16 protein-coding genes and 2 pseudogenes are annotated in these 17,948 nt (G+C 44.8%); 14 read left to right on the forward strand and 4 right to left on the reverse strand.

Annotated elements, in window-relative coordinates; translation table 11 throughout:
• Positions 1-10: 10 nt before the first annotated feature.
• From AC6I8U_RS24975 to AC6I8U_RS24990, 4 genes and pseudogenes are all read left to right on the forward strand, one after another.
• Positions 11-535, forward strand: coding sequence for an RNA-binding S4 domain-containing protein (locus tag AC6I8U_RS24975; RefSeq protein ID WP_498019660.1), 525 nt, complete (start codon positions 11-13; stop codon positions 533-535).
• A 74-nt stretch (positions 536-609) separates the two neighbouring features.
• Positions 610-1,287 (forward strand): annotated as a pseudogene (locus AC6I8U_RS24980) (phosphatase); the annotation flags it as partial.
• Positions 1,273-1,353, forward strand: a pseudogene (locus tag AC6I8U_RS24985) (phosphatase); the annotation flags it as partial. The pseudogenes AC6I8U_RS24980 and AC6I8U_RS24985, both read left to right, overlap by 15 nt.
• 111 nt (positions 1,354-1,464) lie before the next feature.
• Complete coding sequence (locus AC6I8U_RS24990; protein WP_498018934.1) at positions 1,465-1,863, forward strand: cytochrome b562; 399 nt, start codon at positions 1,465-1,467, stop codon at positions 1,861-1,863.
• Positions 1,864-1,919: 56 nt separating this feature from the next.
• Here the strand turns inward: AC6I8U_RS24990 and AC6I8U_RS24995 are convergent, their stop codons facing one another.
• Positions 1,920-3,632 (reverse strand): FAD-dependent oxidoreductase, encoded by a 1,713-nt coding sequence (locus AC6I8U_RS24995; RefSeq protein ID WP_498018935.1) that lies wholly within the window; start codon positions 3,630-3,632, stop codon positions 1,920-1,922.
• Positions 3,633-3,845: 213 nt separating this feature from the next.
• Between AC6I8U_RS24995 and AC6I8U_RS25000 the strand changes: the two genes are divergently transcribed.
• The 6 genes from AC6I8U_RS25000 to AC6I8U_RS25025 all read left to right on the forward strand — a co-directional run bounded on the left by AC6I8U_RS25000 (position 3,846) and on the right by AC6I8U_RS25025 (position 9,746).
• Positions 3,846-4,124: an ArsR/SmtB family transcription factor gene (locus AC6I8U_RS25000; RefSeq protein ID WP_252017229.1), complete on the forward strand. Its 279-nt coding sequence runs from the start codon at positions 3,846-3,848 to the stop codon at positions 4,122-4,124.
• 91 nt (positions 4,125-4,215) lie between these two features.
• Positions 4,216-4,632 carry a YeeE/YedE family protein gene (locus AC6I8U_RS25005; protein WP_498018936.1) on the forward strand — a complete coding sequence of 139 codons (417 nt, stop codon included), beginning with the start codon at positions 4,216-4,218 and terminating at the stop codon, positions 4,630-4,632.
• A gap of 9 nt (positions 4,633-4,641) precedes the next feature.
• The gene (locus AC6I8U_RS25010; protein WP_498018937.1) at positions 4,642-5,085 is read left to right on the forward strand and encodes a DUF6691 family protein; all 444 of its coding nucleotides are present in this window, start codon (positions 4,642-4,644) and stop codon (positions 5,083-5,085) included.
• Positions 5,086-5,267: 182 nt separating this feature from the next.
• Positions 5,268-6,272 (forward strand): efflux RND transporter periplasmic adaptor subunit, encoded by a 1,005-nt coding sequence (locus AC6I8U_RS25015; protein WP_498018938.1) that lies wholly within the window; start codon positions 5,268-5,270, stop codon positions 6,270-6,272.
• A gap of 8 nt (positions 6,273-6,280) precedes the next feature.
• Complete coding sequence (locus tag AC6I8U_RS25020; RefSeq protein WP_498018939.1) at positions 6,281-9,469, forward strand: efflux RND transporter permease subunit; 3,189 nt, start codon at positions 6,281-6,283, stop codon at positions 9,467-9,469.
• Positions 9,470-9,557: 88 nt separating this feature from the next.
• Positions 9,558-9,746, forward strand: a complete 189-nt coding sequence (locus AC6I8U_RS25025; RefSeq protein WP_042471591.1) for a YgaP family membrane protein — start codon at positions 9,558-9,560, stop codon at positions 9,744-9,746.
• A gap of 2 nt (positions 9,747-9,748) precedes the next feature.
• On the opposite strand, the gene AC6I8U_RS25030 is transcribed toward AC6I8U_RS25025, so the two are convergent.
• Positions 9,749-11,059 carry a patatin-like phospholipase family protein gene (locus tag AC6I8U_RS25030; RefSeq protein ID WP_498018940.1) on the reverse strand — a complete coding sequence of 437 codons (1,311 nt, stop codon included), beginning with the start codon at positions 11,057-11,059 and terminating at the stop codon, positions 9,749-9,751.
• 75 nt (positions 11,060-11,134) lie between these two features.
• Positions 11,135-12,019 carry an endonuclease/exonuclease/phosphatase family protein gene (locus tag AC6I8U_RS25035; RefSeq protein ID WP_498019661.1) on the reverse strand — a complete coding sequence of 295 codons (885 nt, stop codon included), beginning with the start codon at positions 12,017-12,019 and terminating at the stop codon, positions 11,135-11,137.
• Positions 12,020-12,327: 308 nt separating this feature from the next.
• On the opposite strand from AC6I8U_RS25035, the gene nrdD reads away from it, so the two are divergent.
• From nrdD to AC6I8U_RS25055, 4 genes are all read left to right on the forward strand, one after another.
• A complete protein-coding gene (gene nrdD, locus AC6I8U_RS25040; protein WP_498018941.1) occupies positions 12,328-14,448 on the forward strand; it encodes an anaerobic ribonucleoside-triphosphate reductase in 2,121 nt (706 codons plus the stop codon).
• Positions 14,449-14,487: 39 nt separating this feature from the next.
• Positions 14,488-14,958: an anaerobic ribonucleoside-triphosphate reductase-activating protein gene (nrdG, locus tag AC6I8U_RS25045; protein WP_128648722.1), complete on the forward strand. Its 471-nt coding sequence runs from the start codon at positions 14,488-14,490 to the stop codon at positions 14,956-14,958.
• Between the two features lie 213 nt (positions 14,959-15,171).
• Entirely contained in the window at positions 15,172-16,359 is a 1,188-nt protein-coding gene (locus tag AC6I8U_RS25050; protein ID WP_498018942.1) for an amino acid aminotransferase, read from the forward strand.
• Positions 16,360-16,400: 41 nt separating this feature from the next.
• A complete protein-coding gene (locus AC6I8U_RS25055; protein ID WP_498018943.1) occupies positions 16,401-17,102 on the forward strand; it encodes an ATP-dependent zinc protease family protein in 702 nt (233 codons plus the stop codon).
• Between the two features lie 101 nt (positions 17,103-17,203).
• Here AC6I8U_RS25055 and AC6I8U_RS25060 read toward each other — a convergent pair whose 3' ends face one another.
• Positions 17,204-17,740 carry a hypothetical protein gene (locus AC6I8U_RS25060; RefSeq protein ID WP_446568522.1) on the reverse strand — a complete coding sequence of 179 codons (537 nt, stop codon included), beginning with the start codon at positions 17,738-17,740 and terminating at the stop codon, positions 17,204-17,206.
• Positions 17,741-17,948 lie beyond the last annotated feature (208 nt).

Here is a 17,948-nt window from a genome sequence, read left to right on the forward strand (position 1 = left end):
AATGAAAGCAATGAATCAAGATTACGTAAATGAGCCGGAAGACTTCGACTACGAAGAAGGCGAAGAGATTGAAATTGAAGCGATTGGAATCGAAGTATCAAGTCATCCAATTGAACTGTACAAATTGTTCAAGGTTGCCAACTTAGTTGGTGGCGGTGGTGAAGCTAAGCACTTTATTGCAGAAGGCTATGTTGCGGTAAACGGAGAGTTAGAAACTCGTAAGCGCCGTAAGATGTATGATGGTGACTTTTTCGAATTCAACCAAGAATACTATGTTGTGGTGTGTGACCAACCACCGGTGGAGCCAGAAGAAACGAAACCAAGTAAGCAAGCGGCTTCGTCAGATAAAGCAAAGAAAGAAAAAAGTCACAATAACAGCTCAAGCGCTGGCAAGAAGCAGAATAAAGCGAATAACGCAGCTTCAAAGAAGTCTAAGAAAAACGGTTCAAGCAAAGACCAATCAAAGAAAGCCCCATCGAAAAAGAGTGGCAACAAAGATCCTAACAGTGGTCGCGGGTCCATTGACTTCTTTTAAAGAGGTAAGACTCAAAAACTGTAATATCTTTGATTGATACTGGTCTTTAGCTTAAAAATGTCGAGGAGAGAAGAATGAAACTTGTGGTGGATACCCATACCCATACTTATGCGAGTGGTCATGCCTATAGCACGATTAAAGAAAACGCTGAAGCTGCGAAAGCCCACGGCTTAAAGATCTTGTGCACTACGGACCACGCTGAGTCTATGCCGGGTGCGCCGCACTTTTGGTTCTTTTCAAACCAACGTGTAATTCCTCGATTTTTATCCGGAGTTGCGATTATTCGAGGCGTTGAAGCTAACATACTCGATACTGAGGGTAACATTGACGTTCATCCAACTTCCTATAAATCATTAGATTGGATTATTGGAAGTTTCCATGAACCGGTGTTTAAGCCGTCGACTAAAGAGGCACATACTACGGCACTTTTGAATGTCATTGAGAGTGGCGACGTTGATGCGCTTGGACATTTGGGAAATCCGAACTTTGATTTCGACTTTGATGCGGTTGCAGCATGTGCGGCCGAGCATAATGTGGCTATTGAGATTAACAACTCTACCCTTAGAGGACATAGCCGAGTAGGAAGCGTCGAACGCTGTTATGAAATAGCACGTGCCGTAAAAGCTGCGGGTGGTTATATCACAACTGGCAGCGACTCACATTTTTACGACACCATTGGTAAATTTGACCTGACTGAAAAACTCCTACGAGAAATCGAGATGCCAACGGATAAAATCATTACCAGCTCGGCAAGACAGTTCTTAGATTTTCTTGAGCTCAGAGGGCGCGAGCCAATTGCTGAATTTGCAGAACTGTAAGTAAAGCGTTAAACGTTTCTAAACAATTTTTATCCCTCTTGTGAATCCAGTTCAAGTACAATGTCGAAGCCCTCAGGTAACTGAGGGCTTTTGCACTCAAAAGGACCAACAATGATAAAAACAAACCTAATTAGCCTAGTCGCTTTAACTGTGCTCGTGTCTACGTCAGCTTTTGCGAGTGAGCCATTTGATCTCAAGAAAAACATGCAAGCGATGAAGCTCGCGTTCAAACAAGCAGCAGAAGCTCAATCAGTAGAAGAGATGCGTGTGCCCATTGATACACTGGATAAGTTGATCGCAGACTCTAAACAAGGGGACTATCCACCAGAGAAAGCGGACTTGTATCAGGAAGGGTTTAAAAAGTTGTCTCAAGCGATTGAAGAAGTCGATTCTGAATTGGATAGTGGCGATCTTGAAGCCGCAAAACAATCCCTTCGTGAAGTAGATAGTCTTCGCCTCGAATATCACGAAAAGCGCAACCCAAGTATTTGGAAGCGTCTATTTGGTTAGCAAAAAGGAGCACCTAGGTGCTCCTTTTTGATTTATTGAAAGTTATCTTGTGATTACTATGCCTTAGCAAACTTATAGGTGCGATAACCACCAATCAAGTTACGAGCCTTAAAGCCATTGTTGACTAATTGACGATAAGCCACGTTACCACGTAACCCAACTTGGCAGTAAATTACAATCTCTTTGTCTTTTGGTAGTTCGTCCATTCGGCCGCGTAGCTGATCGACAGGGATATTAATTGCACCTTCGATAAAGCCGACGCTCTCTAACTCACCTGGATTACGCACATCGAGTAGCACTTGATCGTCGTTCAAGTTGTCTATTTCATCGAAGTGAATTGGTGTTGCATCGCCTTTCAGTATGTTGTTTGCTACAAATGCGGCTTGGTTGATCACATCCTTAGCGCTACCGTACGGAGGCGCATAAGTAAGCTCTAAGTGTTGGAGCTGTTCAACCGTCATGCCTGCACGCTGTGCCACCGCAAGCACATCAATACGCTTGTCGACACCGTCTTTACCAGCCGCTTGTGCTCCGAGGATCTTGCCTGTTTCAGGGCTAAAGAGTAGTTTCAGTGACACTATCTCTGCCCCTGGGTAGTATCCAGCGTGACTTGCAGTATGAACGTATACTTTTTCGTAGTTGATGCCTTCACGTTTAAGGACTTTTTCATTTTTGCCAACTGACGCTACGGCCAAATCAAAGATCTTCACAATGGCAGTGCCTTGTGTACCTTGGTATGTTTCACTGCGTCCCAGCATGTTGTCTGCAGCCATACGACCTTGGCGGTTTGCCGGTCCAGCGAGTGGAACAAATCCCGCTTTGCCTGTGACAAAGTCTTTATCTTCAATGGCATCACCAACCGCGTAGATCGAAGGATCACTCGTCTGCATACTGTCGTTGGTATAAATGCCGCCAAGTTCGCCAAGTTCGCCAAGTTGTAGACCTGCTTCTTGTGCTAGCTTAGTTTCTGGGCGTACACCGATTGACATAATCAGTAAGTCGGTTTCGAGTGTATCGCCATTATTCAATGATAGAGCCAACTTACCTTGGAGATGCTGATGTTCACTTGATTCACCGGCACTGGTATCAGCAACTTGAGTTGAAGGGATGTACTCAACAGATTCAAGCGCTGCACCCAGTCGCAGATCAATGCCGCGTTGCTTGATTTCCGCGTGTGCAAATCCAGCCATTTCTTTATCGACAGGCGTCATTACCTGATCAGCCATTTCGATAAGCGTTGTTTTGATACCCAGCTGGTGGAAGGCTTCCATCATTTCTAGGCCAATGAATCCACCACCAATAACCGTTGCATGTTCTGGCTTATTCATCTGAATGGTTTGAATGATGCGGTCCATATCAGGAATGTTGCGCAGCGAATGGGTCAGGGGATTATCAATTCCCGGAATCGCAGGAACGAACGGTGCCGCACCTGGACTTAATAGAAGGAAGTCGTAAGATTCCTGATATTCACTTCCGTCTAGAAGATTTTTGATCGTCACCGTTTTGTCAGCTCGGTTGATCGATTTTACCTCGTTCATTACTCGAACATCGACGTTAAAGCGCGCCAAGAAACTCTCTGGCGTTTGAAGTAGCAGTTTGGAGCGATCTTTTATGTCTCCTCCAATGTGGTAAGGCAGTCCACAGTTTGCAAATGACACGAATGGTCCACGTTCAAACATGATGATTTCAGCGTCTTCACTCAGACGACGAGCACGCGCAGCAGCGGAAGCGCCACCAGCAACCCCACCTACAATTACAATCTTAGTCATACCTTACCTCTTTGTTTTCTTTGGTACTTTGCCCAAAAAATTAATTCAGTTCACTAACGGATGAGCAACACTATAATTCCTATAATTAGAAATGTCTAATATATTTTTGGCTAAATATTAAAAACCTAATTAAGTATTGACTAAATTAATGAGTACTTAGATAATGCATCCAATTATTCAACACATTGAGGTAGCAAGGTGAACTTACCGCAAATGAAAGCGAAAGTCGTGGATGTCGCTGACGTACTAAAAACACTGGCTCACCCGGATCGTTTGTTTGTGTTGTGCCAGTTAGTAGAAGGAGAGATGGGTGCTGGACAACTACAGGAAAACTCAGATCTTAGCCAATCCGCTTTTTCTCAACACCTAACTGTCTTGAAAAAGGCGGAGTTAGTTTCGGTTAGAAAAGAGTCCCAACACGTTTACTACTCACTGAAGGATGAACGTGTAATTGGGCTGATCCAACAATTGCATTCGCTCTACTGTCATTAAACCCCACCGTTTAAGTTGGTTTAACTTGCAGAGTTTTCTCATGAATTCTGCAACTTAAATCATTTTAAGTTTTAAATTCAATGAGGTAGTTATGGAATTTACATTTCCTTGGGGTTCGCTCTTGGGCGGAATGCTACTCGGTGTATCAGCTACTTTACTGTTACTGTTTAACGGTAAAATAGCCGGTATTAGTGGTATTGTCGGTCGCATTTACAAAGCTAAAACTGGCGATACCAGTTGGCGCGTGTTGTTTGTACTTGGCATGGTTTTCGGCGGTGTGCTGTCTGCAAAATGGCTAGGTATCGAACCCGCTGAAATGGTGGTGTCTACTCCACTCGTAATAGTCAGTGGACTACTAGTTGGCATTGGTACCAAGCTGGGTAATGGCTGCACGAGTGGTCATGGCATCTGCGGAATGGGGCGTCTATCTAAGCGTTCGATTGCTGCCACAATGACTTTTATGGGCGTTGCCATGGTAACGACCTTCGTTATGCTTCATGTACTTTAGGAGACAAAGATGCAACGTGTTATTTCTATACTAAGTGGATTTTTGTTCGGTGCTGGCATGATCATTTCAGGCATGGGCGATCCAGCCAACGTCATGGCATTTCTAGATATCTTTGGAGCCTGGTCTCCAGATTTGGCGTTCGTAATGGGCGGTGCGCTACTTGTCTTTGTTCCGAGTTATTGGTTGGTGATTCGTAAGAAGCAAGAGCCAGTTTGTACCGATCAGTTTTGTTTAAGTGACAATAACAAGATAGACAAAAAGCTGTTGAGTGGCGCCGCGTTGTTTGGCATCGGCTGGGGTATTGCAGGTATTTGTCCTGGACCAGCGATTTCATCTATGGCAAATGGCAGTTTTGGGATTTTGGGTTTTGTGGCTGCTATGTTAGTTGGCATGGTGCTTACCGACATAGTCGTGGAAAAGCGCGCAACATCAGAGTTGGCAAACCAGTCATAATATCAACCAATTAAAGATAGTTTTTGTGGGCCCGATCGTACGATCGGGCCTTTTTTTTGTCTAATTTTTAGAGGGATAGTGATACTAATTAGGTAAATTAGCAAATTCTAAATTTAACATTAGACAAAGCTAATTTATATGGTTATATTAGCAATATCTAATTATAAACTCGTGAGGTCAAAATGAAATCTACTCTAGCTAAGTGGGCAGTAGTAGTCGCTGTTCTGGGAACACCAACAGCCTACGCTTTCGACACCACAATCATTGCTATCAAACGCGTTGATTCTATTGTGGAATTAGATGGCACCGTAGAAGCCGTTAATCGCGGAACGCTATCTGCACAAACCTCCGGTCGCATCGTTGCTGTGAATGCTGATGTGAATGACATCGTTAGCCAAGGTGATGTACTCCTAGAAATCAGTGCAGAGCAACAATCAGCATCATTAGATGCAGCATTAGCCCAGTTAAACAGCGCCAATGCTCAAAATATTAAGGCGTTAGCACAGATAAAGCGATATCGCGAACTCTTTCCTAAAGGTGCAATTTCTAGAGAACGTTTAGATGCAGCTGAAGCCGAAGCGCGCTCCTCTGCTGCAGAGGTTAAACGAGCAATGGCCGCTGTCGCACAGGCGAAAGAGTCGTTGGGCTACACCAGCATTCGTGCTCCTTATACGGGAGTTGTTACTCAGCGTCATGTCGAACTGGGCGAAACGGTCGCTCCAGGCAGTCAATTGATGACAGGCTTTTCACTGTCGCCACTTCGTGTAGTAACAGAAATTCCTCAGCGCTACCGTGAAAAAGTCGCAGATGCCAATCAGTTTTCTATAACCACTCTCAATGGCGCGACCCTTGAGCCATACGAGGCTAAGCTGTTTAACTACGCTCATGAAAAATCTCGTGCCTTCCGCCTTCGTCTTGAGCTTCTCGAGCAGCCACAAAACCTACTACCAGGTGAGTGGGTGAAAGTCGCCTTTACCTATGATGAAAAACCATCGATTCAAATTCCAGAGTCCGCTGTTATTCACCGCGGAGAACTGAGTGTTGTCTATCGTGTCGACGATGAAAAAGTGGCGATGAATCCAGTACGAGTGGGTCAATCCCATAACGGTCAACTTGAAGTACTTAGTGGCCTTGAAGTGGGCGATGAAATTGTTACCGATGTCGTCAGCTATTTGGCCGAGAAGTAGGGGGCGGTATGAGTCATAACATAAACGACGAGAAGATGGGAATTTCTGGCCGTATTGCAGCCGCATTCCAGTCATCGGCAATGACGCCTCTATTAGCTTTGATTGCACTGCTGCTTGGATTGATGGCGATTGCCGTGACGCCTAAAGAAGAAGAACCGCAAATCGATGTGACCTTCGCCGATGTCTACATTCCATTTCCGGGCGCGTTACCTAGAGAAGTAGAGAGTCTAGTTACCAATCCGGCTGAGCAAATCGTGTCCGAGATCAACGGCATTGACAAAATATACTCGTTCTCCCAACCAGGTGGAGCAATGATTGTTGCGATATTCGAAGTCGGGATCCCAAGAAATGAAGCCGTGGTTAAGATATACAACAAGCTCTATTCCAACAACGACTGGATGCCGGCAAACATGGGGGTTGGGCAGCCTATTATCAAACCTCGTGGTATCGAAGATGTTCCGATTGTAAACGTGACCTTGTCACCTAAGTCAGACTCAGCATCGCTAGAAGAGATCACCAGTGTGGCTCATGGGTTGGAAACAGAGTTAAAACGCATTCCAGGTACGCGAGATATCTACACGGTTGGCCGTCAGCCAACAATTGTCGATGTTAGACTCGACACTGCAAAAATGTCAGGTTACGGTGTCACTATAGATTCGCTTAATCAGATGTTGCCGGATGCTAACTCAGCATCACCTATGCTTGCTTTGACACAAGACAACCAGTCCATACCTCTGCAAATAGGTGAGTTTCTTACCAACGTTGATGAGGTTAAGCAGCTAGTGGTCGGTTTACATGATGGTCAGCCTGTCTACTTGTCGGATATTGCAGATATTAATTTAGGAATAGATACGCCAACGCAAGTTGTTTGGACGAGTGACAAGAGTGACATTAAACCAGCGGTGACAATCGCGATAGCTAAGAAAAGCGGTGAGAACGCGGTGGATGTGGCTAAAGCGGTTGATGAACGTTTAGGTGAGCTCGAAAGCACTCTAATTCCAGATAACATTCAGGTAGATGTGACTCGCGATTATGGCCAGACTGCTGCGGATAAAGCCAATACATTGATTGGTAAGCTTGCTTTTGCAACGGGAGCGGTCGTTCTGTTGGTTCTTGTGACTATGGGCGTACGCGAAGCGGTTGTGGTTGGTGTCGCAGTCATTATCACTTTGTTGCTGACTCTATTCGCATCATGGGCTTGGGGATTTACCCTTAACCGTGTGTCGTTGTTCGCGCTTATTTTCTCGATCGGGATTTTGGTCGATGATGCCATTGTTGTGGTGGAAAATATCCACCGACATATGGTGAAAGGCAAGCAAAAATTGGCGGAGCTTATTCCTGGTGCAGTCGATGAAGTTGGTGGACCCACTATCCTAGCGACTTTAACTGTTATCGCTGCTTTGTTACCAATGGCGTTTGTATCTGGCTTGATGGGCCCTTATATGAGCCCAATTCCGATCAATGCGTCAATGGGGATGTTGATCTCGTTGATTATCGCGTTTGTATTAACGCCATGGTTAGCTCGAATCCTATTGAAAAAGGGCACTGACCATAAAGAAGAGGTCAGTAGCAAACAATCGGCTTTCTTTAGAAAGGTCATGTCACCGTTTGTTGTTAGTCGAGTGCAAAAACGCAATCGTTTATTGCTAGGTGTCGGTGTTTTGGTGGCGATTGCCGTATCAATGTGGCTACCTGTACAGCAGCTCGTCGTCATGAAAATGTTGCCGTTTGACAATAAGTCTGAGTTCCAAGTGATTTTGGATATGCCAGAGGGCAACTCGTTAGAGCGCACGCAACGCGTGTTGTTCGAGCTCAGCGATGCGCTTAATGATGTCGAAGAAGTCAGTGATTATCAGATTTACGCAGGCACTGCGGCACCTATTAACTTCAACGGATTAGTGCGCCACTACTTCATGCGCCAAGCACCAGAGAAAGGGGACATTCAAGTTAACTTAGTGGATAAGTCAGAGCGCGCTCGTTCAAGCCATGAGATTGCTGTCGAAGTGAGACCAAAGCTTGTAGAGATTGCACAGAAATTTGGTGGCAAAGTGAAAGTGGTTGAAGTGCCTCCGGGTCCACCCGTGTGGTCACCAATTTTGGCAGAAGTGTACGGTCCGACACAAGAAGTCCGCGAACAAGCCGCACTGCAACTTAGAGAGATATTTCGCGAAACGGATGACATTGTTGATGTCGATCTCTATTTACCAGAAGCGCATCAAAAATGGCAGGTAATCATTGATCGTAGTAAAGCCTCTCGCTTGGGCGTCGCCTATTCATCAATTGTCGATTCACTTGCGACTGCAGTAGGCGGAAAGCCTGTGAGTTACTTGCATAGCGAGCAGAGCAAATATCCGATCCCAATTCAGATCCAGGCCAAAGAGAGTGCCAAAGTGCGTTTGGAGCAGGTGATGAATATGAAGATCAATTCTTCATCGGGTACGCAGTATATCCTTGCCGATTTAATTAAGGTACGTGAGCAAGCGATGGATAACTATATTGTTCATAAAAACCTAGTTCCAATGATCATGGTTGTGGGTGACATGACCGGTGAACTCGATAGCCCTCTCTATGGTATGGCCGATATATCAGCAAGCCTTTCGGATAAAGGCATGGATGTAGAGCAGTACTTTGTCAATCAGCCCTCAGGACTCAAAGGCGTAGAGATCTTTTGGGATGGCGAATGGACGATTACCTACGAGACTTTCCGAGACATGGGTATTGCCTATGCAGTTGGTATGGTGCTGATTTACTTGCTGGTAGTCGCACAGTTTAAATCGTACTTAGTGCCGCTGATCATTATGGCGCCGATTCCTTTGACTATTATCGGCGTGATGCCGGGTCATGCATTACTGGGGGCTCAGTTTACCGCGACGTCGATGATCGGCATGATAGCGCTTGCGGGCATTATTGTTCGAAACTCAATACTGTTGGTGGATTTTATTAACCATCAGTTAAGAGATGGAATGGAGCTTGGTGAAGCGGTGATTGAGTCGGCTATCGTCCGTGCTAAACCTATCATGCTCACCGCACTGGCTGCGATGATTGGCGCGGTCTTTATCTTAGATGACCCAATCTTCAATGGGTTAGCGATAAGTTTGATATTCGGCATCTTCGTATCGACATTATTAACCTTACTTGTGATTCCGATTCTGTATTACGTCGCATTGAATCGCGGCATAGTGAAAGCGGCAGTGTAGTAATGCCGTCGTAGCGGAGAGCTCCGTGTTAGAAACGGAGCTTTTATTTGCATAATTATATTAGCTATATCTTATTAAGAGGTTGTTTATGAAAGTTGAAAACGGCATTCGAATTCTCGCAGGAACCATGGTTTTGATCTCGTTAATACTGACTGTATACGTTAGCCATCATTTTGTCTGGTTTACGGTATTTATCGGTCTTAATTTGATTCAAAGTGGTTTCACCGGTTTTTGTCCGCCACGAAGACTGTTGTTAAAGCTTGGTCTAAAGGAATAGTCCTATTTAAGCGATTCTACCAAGGCTTGAAAGGTAGGATTGTTCAGAAGCTGTTGTCGCCCTTCATCGATGAGTAAAGTGACTGACTCATCATCGAGAGACATATCCGTTGGTATCGCATTAAGTTGGAATTTTTTGTCTTTGTAGTGAGGCGAGTTCAACGTGATATCGATGAAATGCGGCTTGGGAGTTATGTTTTCATTGGCGACAGCGGCAGACCATTCTGGCATCTTCTTTCTGATGAGATCTTTGGTTGCGTCATTGTATCGGTGAAGTTGTACATCACTCATCGCATTAAACGTATCAGCAAAGCTGGGTTCGTCGTCTGAGAGCTCAAAACCGTATTTGGGTGTCGTCGAGGCATCGACAACAATGATGACAAAGTCGGATAGTGGTCTGGCTCTTATTGTCTCGAAAAACTCTTGGTCACCGCCAGCACTTTCAACAACCTCATATATCGCCAGTAATCCTAGATTGTCCGATATTCCACCATCTACTAGATGGATAAAAGGGCGAGCATCTTTGTCACTGTAGCTGCGCAGTCCCTCCAACGTATTTTGAATTTGCGCATTATCGCTTTCTCTATCCAACACGAATCGAGTATCTCTCAAACAGGCGTGATGGTTTTTAAGTACGACGGGATTAAAAACTATGGGCACTGCTGCTGATGCGGTCACTGCGTTTGCGACTGGATACGAATGGAGATCTGAGCATATCAAATCAAAATATTCTTGAAGGAAGGAAAAGCGCACACCACCACCTAAATCCGTCGCGTTAATGACGATCATTGGTCCATCTGAACGCTGCAGGTCAGCAAACGTTGCGTTGTGGAACAGTTCTTCTTGATAATACTCTATCGCTTTTTCCGAGCGTCCATTTTCTGAAAACCACAGGGTCGGGCTAAACAATAGATGAATGAGGTCGTCGCCAACTTTTCGATAGAGAAACTCTGACTCGTAGTCTTCGAAGATCCGGTCCCCGTACAGACCATAATAGGCCGATGTGAAACTACCTCCCGACACAGACGCGATATAGTCGACTTCATCTAAAAGTCTAACTTCGCCCTTTGAGGTCATGATCTTGGTATCCCGAAGCGCCAACAGCGTGCCGTATGCGAGCGCTGCAGCCCTAACGCCGCCGCCGGAAAAGGCGAGAGTCACAGAGATATCACCTTCATCTCTCTGATTAATAGACTCGCCAACGGAATAGGGTGGTAAATCACTACTGTTGACCATGGGCTCATTTTCTATCGCGCCTTTAGTAGCGCAGCCGCAGAGGGAAACAATAAACAGAGAAATGACGGCAAATTTCATTGGGTATGCAGTAAGCGAATTTATAATACGTGTTTCCTAAGCTTAGCCATCTTCACCGTTTTTACTAATAACTGTTTATTTATACAGTCTTAGTGAAATTGGGCAATGATCGCTCATTTGGTAATCAAGAACACTCTTCGTCGGCATGACATTTTGTAGGGCTGGACTGCTGCGTAAATCGGGACTGACGATTATATGGTCGATTAGCGACCGAAACTGATGAGTCTTGTTCGAGTTTCGATTAGAACGCACTTTACACTCGGCTTTAGTGGATTTCGTTGTCAGCCTTGGCACAGCATTGAGATCTTTCGTGAGTGTTGCCCAGAGCCAGTCGCCTGAAAAAGCGAGATTGTGGTTAAAGTCTCCAAGTAATACATACGATTCATCATTAGATTCAAGCTGCTTGAGCCAACTGTTAAGAACTCTGCCTTGCTGTTTGAGTGTCTTACACGAGTTGTTAGATGTGTATTTGCCACTGCATCCTGCTTTAAGGTGCACAGAAAGGAGGTTAATCCTAGACCCATTCTCTAACGTCAACTCAATAGCAGAGGCAAAGCGAAGCCGCCCACCTTTGCTTAGTGGGAAGTCAGCAACGTCTTTTACAGTAAGACCATGACGAACGGCAAAGCCGGTATACTGGTTTATTTCTGAGAACTGGTGCTGTTTGTTGCTGGGTAATGATCGGTCTGAAAGGTAGATGTCATAATCGGGTCCCACAACTTGAGAAATTGCCTCTACGCTGTCTACTTCTTGGAATGCGAGAATATCAGGACTGGTTTGCAGGAATTGCGTCTTCAGTGCGGAAAAGTCATCTTGAGTACGATAACTCGTTGGAAACTTTTTCGATGGCGTCGTTGTAAGCCACTCTATGTTCCAAGTCATTATCGTGGTTGCGCCTACTAGTGTAGGAAAAAGTGATATTCCTATTAGTAGGGAAAACGTCAGGTAACCATAACGGATTGTTCTTATCATTTCCCTTGCCATTCATAAAAATCGTTTCAAGCAATGTGCCGCAAGCCTTGGCAAAAATGCAACTGTTTTTCCTGAAAATTTGGCGTTGATTTTGGAAATTGCCCCATATGAGATCCACTTCATCTAGATCGAATTCTTCTTGTTCACTACCCAGTTTTTATTGATCCAAATCAATACTTTCGGTTGGTGCTTTTCGTTAAATACACCACAATATATTGTGTCAGAATAAATGCTAACAACCCTATATAGTGTATTTGTGGATAACTCTGTGAGTATGTTAGGGGTAAGGAGAAAGGGTGAAAACAATCGTAATCAAGAGAGATGGCTCTCGTGCTCCGTTTACAAAGGATCGTATTGAAGCTGCTGTGGTAAGTGCGGCGGAACATGCAGACAAAGAGTTCGAACTATACGCTAAAAATGTGGCGTTAGCAGTCGAACTTAAGCTGCAGGATTGCGAACATGTGGATATTCAGGAAATCCAAACGCATGTAGAAAATGAGCTAATGCAGGGTCCATATAAAGGGCTGGCTCGTTCATACATCGAATACCGTCACGACCGCGATGTTGCGCGTGAGAAGAAGAGCGCTCTGACTAAAGAGATTGAAGGTCTTATCGAAGAGAGCAACGCCGATCTTCTTAATGAGAACGCTAACAAAGACGGTAAAGTGATTCCAACTCAGCGCGACCTGCTTGCAGGTATCGTTGCTAAGCACTACGCAAAAACGCGCATCTTGCCGCGTGATGTTGTGCAAGCTCACGACGAAGGCGATATTCACTACCACGATCTAGATTACGCACCTTTCTTCCCAATGTTTAACTGTATGCTGATCGATCTTAAAGGCATGCTTACTCACGGTTTTAAAATGGGTAACGCAGAGATTGATACGCCAAAATCTATTTCGACGGCGACAGCGGTAACGGCGCAGATCATTGCTCAGGTAGCAAGCCATATTTATGGCGGTACGACAATCAACCGTATTGATGAAGTATTAGCACCGTATGTTAAAGCAAGCTACGACAAGCATCTTCAAATTGCGCAAGAGTGGGACATCCACCAGCCAGAAGCATTTGCAACGGCTCGTACAGAAAAAGAGTGTTACGACGCGTTCCAGTCATTAGAGTATGAAGTGAACACCCTGCATACTGCTAACGGTCAAACTCCGTTTGTAACCTTTGGTTTTGGTCTTGGCACCAGTTGGGAATCTAAGCTTATTCAAACGTCTATTCTTAAGAACCGAATTGCGGGTCTAGGTAAGAACAAAAAGACGGCGGTATTCCCGAAACTGGTCTTTGCCATTAAAGATGGATTGAACCACAAGTCGGAAGATCCTAACTACGATGTTAAGCAACTGGCTTTAGAGTGTGCATCAAAACGTATGTACCCAGATATTCTTAACTACGACAAAGTAGTCGAGGTAACGGGTTCGTTTAAGACGCCGATGGGTTGTCGTAGTTTCCTAAACACGTACGAAGAGAATGGCGAACTGCAGCATGAAGGGCGTAACAACCTTGGTGTGGTGAGTCTTAACCTTCCTCGTATTGCAATCAAGGCGAATGGCAGTGTCGATAAGTTCTATGAACTACTGAATGACCGTCTAGTGCTGGCACGTAAAGCGCTTGAGACTCGCATTAGTCGTTTAGAGAAAGTTAAGGCACGTGTGGCTCCAATCCTTTATATGGAAGGAGCGTGTGGCGTCCGACTTAAAGCTGATGATTCGATTGCTCCGATCTTTAAAAATGGTCGTGCGTCGATTTCTCTTGGTTATATCGGTATCCACGAGACAATGACTGCACTGTTTGGAAACGACACTCACATGTATGACGATAACCAAATGCGCGATATGGCGTTGGATATCATCAAGCATATGAAGAGTGTGGTAAACCAGTGGGCACAAGAGACAGGCTATGCATTCAGCCTTTACGGTACGCCGAGTGAAAACCTATGTAGCCGTTTCTGCCAAATCGATACGAAAGAGTTTGGTGTTATTGAGGGTGTGACGGATAAAGGTTACTACACCAACAGTTTCCACTTAGACGTACAGAAGAAAGTAAACCCTTACGATAAGATCGACTTTGAGATGCCATACCCAGAGGTGTCATCAGGCGGCTTTATCTGCTACGGCGAGTTCCCGAACATGCAACGCAACATCGAAGCGTTGGAGAACGTGTGGGACTACAGTTACAGTCGTGTTCCTTACTATGGTACCAACACACCAATTGATGAGTGTTATGAGTGTGGCTACACGGGTGAATTTGACTGTACCAGCAAAGGCTTTACATGCCCTAAATGTGGTAACCACGATTCTACGCGTGTATCTGTAACTCGTCGTGTTTGTGGTTATCTTGGTAGTCCTGATGCTCGTCCATTTAACTTCGGTAAACAAGAAGAAGTTAAGCGCCGCGTCAAACACCTGTAAAGAACAAGTAACACCAGTAATAGAAGAGAGTCACAACCAATGAATTATCATCAGTATCATCCAATCGACGTGGTCAATGGACCTGGTACGCGTTGTACTCTCTTTGTTTCTGGCTGTGTTCACCAATGCCGAGGGTGCTATAACCAGGCAACATGGTCTCTGCATTCTGGGCATCCGTTTACTCAAGAGCTTGAAGACCAAATCATTGCTGATCTCAATGATACTCGCATCAAAAAGCGCGGTCTGTCTTTGTCGGGAGGCGATCCACTTCATCCTGCGAATGTCGCTGCTGTGCTTAAACTCGTTCAACGAGTTAAAGCTGAGTGTGTGGGTAAAGACATTTGGCTTTGGTCGGGTTATCTTCTAAGTGAACTCACACCAGAGCAAAAACAAGTCGTTGATCTTGTCGATGTGCTGGTGGACGGTAAGTTTGAAAAAGATCTTGCCGATCCAGAGCTTGAATGGCGTGGTAGCGCTAATCAGGTTATCCATCGCTTTACTGATTTATGATAAAGGAGCTTCGGCTCCTTTTTTGCTGCGTTTTACCTTGTTACTAGCTCAAGAGCTATCTTAGTGGGTTTCATCAAGGCTCATATAGATAATCTGGTTTACAGTGCGCTTTACAGAATGAATATCGCCCACTTATAACAAAACTATTTCAATATTTTTAATCTAATGATAACGTGAAGCCCATTGCTTGAATTTCAAAGGGTTGTGACTTTCATGTTCTCTCAGTTACCCGAGCCAGCGCTCGATCCAATTCTTTCTCTTTCCGTTGCTTACCGAAATGATCCCCGTACCGACAAAGTTGATTTAGGTATCGGTGTATACAGAAACAGCGACGGTCAAACTCCTATTATGAAGGCGATAGCTGAAGCTCAGCGTATCGTCACCGCACAGCAGCAAACTAAGGCCTACGTGGGTCTTGCTGGATGCGAAGAGTTCAACCAAAGCATTGCCAAGGTTGTTTTCGGTGAAACGCCGATCTACGACCGTATGTCAGTGATTCAAACACCAGGTGCAAGTGGTGGTCTTCGTATGTTGGGAGACCTAATGAACGTGGCAGCGCCAGGTACCACAGTTTGGTTGTCAAACCCAAGTTACGTAAACCACAAGCCAGTCATGGAGGCCGCGGGTCTCACCGTTAAGTTCTATCGCTACTTTAATGCAGCGACAAAACAAGTAGACCGCGATGCAATGCTGACGGATCTAAGTCAAGCAGGTCAGGGCGATGTCGTTTTACTGCATGGCTGCTGTCATAACCCAACGGGTGCTGACATTTCAATAGATGACTGGAAAGCGATCACAGAGCTTAGCGTGAAAAATGGTTTTGTTCCGTTTGTAGATGTGGCTTATCAAGGTTTTGGTGATGGTCTCGACCAAGACGCATTAGGTCTGCGCCACATGGCTGAAAACGTCGAGGAAATGTTGCTAACCACATCTTGTTCCAAGAACTTTGGCCTTTATCGAGAGCGTACTGGTGCAGCAATCGTAATCGGTAAAAACTCAGCAGAGGCTAATAACGCCAAGGGTAAACTGCTTACCCTTGCGCGAGCTACCTATACCATGCCGCCTGATCACGGAGCTGCATTAGTAAAAACTATCTTAGCAGATGAGTATCTGACGAATATGTGGACGACAGAACTTTCTGAGATGCAACAGAGACTTGTGTCGCTTCGTGATGGTCTTTGCAAAGCATTGAAAAATTCACATTCAACGGATGAATTTGACTTCATCATGTCTCACAAAGGCATGTTTACTGTGCTAGGATTTACAGCAGAACAAATGCAACGCCTACGCAACGATTTTGGCATTTATGGTGTTGATGATGGTCGTATTAATATTGCGGGTCTGTCTGAGTCTCAATTGCCATATGTTGCTGATGCACTAGCAGCAGTAAGTCAAAAATAAAGATACACACGCAACGAGCTAACAATAATAAAGGTGAATGAATGAAACCTTGGAAAGTAATTTTGCCCCTGATGCTGTCAGGTGGTTTAGTCGCATGTTCGACAACACCAACGGAAACGGCGACGACGCCAGTGGTAGAGCAACCTTCAACGGAGGTCACTCCTGAGACTCCTGATACTGAAACAGCTCCAGAGGCCGTAGAGCCAGAGGCAAAACCAGATGAAAAGGTGACGGAGACAAAGCCAGAACCTAAGCCCGAAGAGCCTGTCGTTGAGAAAAAGCCTGAGCAACCAGTGGCTAAGCCAGCCCCTGTAAAGAGTGAAGATGGCAAACTCATTCTTGGTGAGCAGGAGTATGTAAGCCTGGTAGACATCAAAGTATCGACTAAGGCACGTATCGATACAGGTGCAACAACATCTTCACTCAGTGCGGTAGACATCGTACCTTTTGAGCGTGATGGTAAAGATTGGGTTAAGTTCAAGATGAAGCACGACGGTGTGGAATCGAAAGAAGTGTCATTGCCTGTTGAGCGTTGGGTTAAAGTAAAACAATCTAGCTCAGAAGAAAGCGACAAGCGACCTGTGATTGTTTCAGTCATCAAAATTGGCGACATGACTAGCAAAACAGAGTTTACGTTAGCGGATAGAACGCACCTAAAATATCCAGTGCTACTGGGTCGAAGCTTCTTTAGGGATGTTGCGATTGTCGACGTAAGCCGTAAATACGTACAACCGAAGCCTTAGATTTCTACTTGATACTAAAAAGGGTTTTCCATAATAGGAAAACCCTTTTTTAATGCTATCTTATAACGCTATATTTGTTTACAACAAACTCAAATTTTTGATTAGAAACCAAACTCTACAGACATTTGAACTTGAGGTCCATAAATACCACCGTCTTTAAGGTCAGCACCTAAAGAGAGTGCCTCAGTAGAATGGAATCGAGCACCAACACTCCAGATAAACACGGTGTCGTCTCGACGGTTAAGCATACCTACTTGCCCAACACCTTCAACATTTTGAAGAAGCCAAACGCGTGAACCAATATTGAATTCCGACATAAACTCGCTGTCGAATTTTTCGTCGTCTTTTGTTTTAACGTTGTGGACCAATAGTTGACCATATACGTCTGCAAACTGACCGATAGGACCGTTAAACCCAATACCACCCGCGATATCCCAGTCGCCTTCAAATCGACTGTCTGCACGAGCAATAAAATGGGTGTTTTCTGTAAAAAAGGTCGTAAACTCAGTGCCCATAGTACCAGGGTTAGCACCCAAGCGAACCTCAAAAGAGTTATAGTTAAAATTATTTGCTTGAACCAGCGCAGGGGCGGCGACTGCTAATGTTAAAAGTGCAGCACGACTTGCTTTACCTAGCATGAGAACTCCATGATAAAAAGTGTTCGATATAAACTCGAATATTTAATTAAATCAGTATATAAAAAAAAGTACTGCAAAATACAGACCATTTTGATTATATCGAGATATTGTCACCATAATTAGAGCCTGATCAAGCTCTACAAAGCGTTATAAGTACTTAGAATTCAAAGCAAACCGTTGGTCAGCTAAGTCAAACAAGGTAAACTGT

It is taken from the genome of Vibrio sp. KUL80 (genome assembly GCF_059725495.1).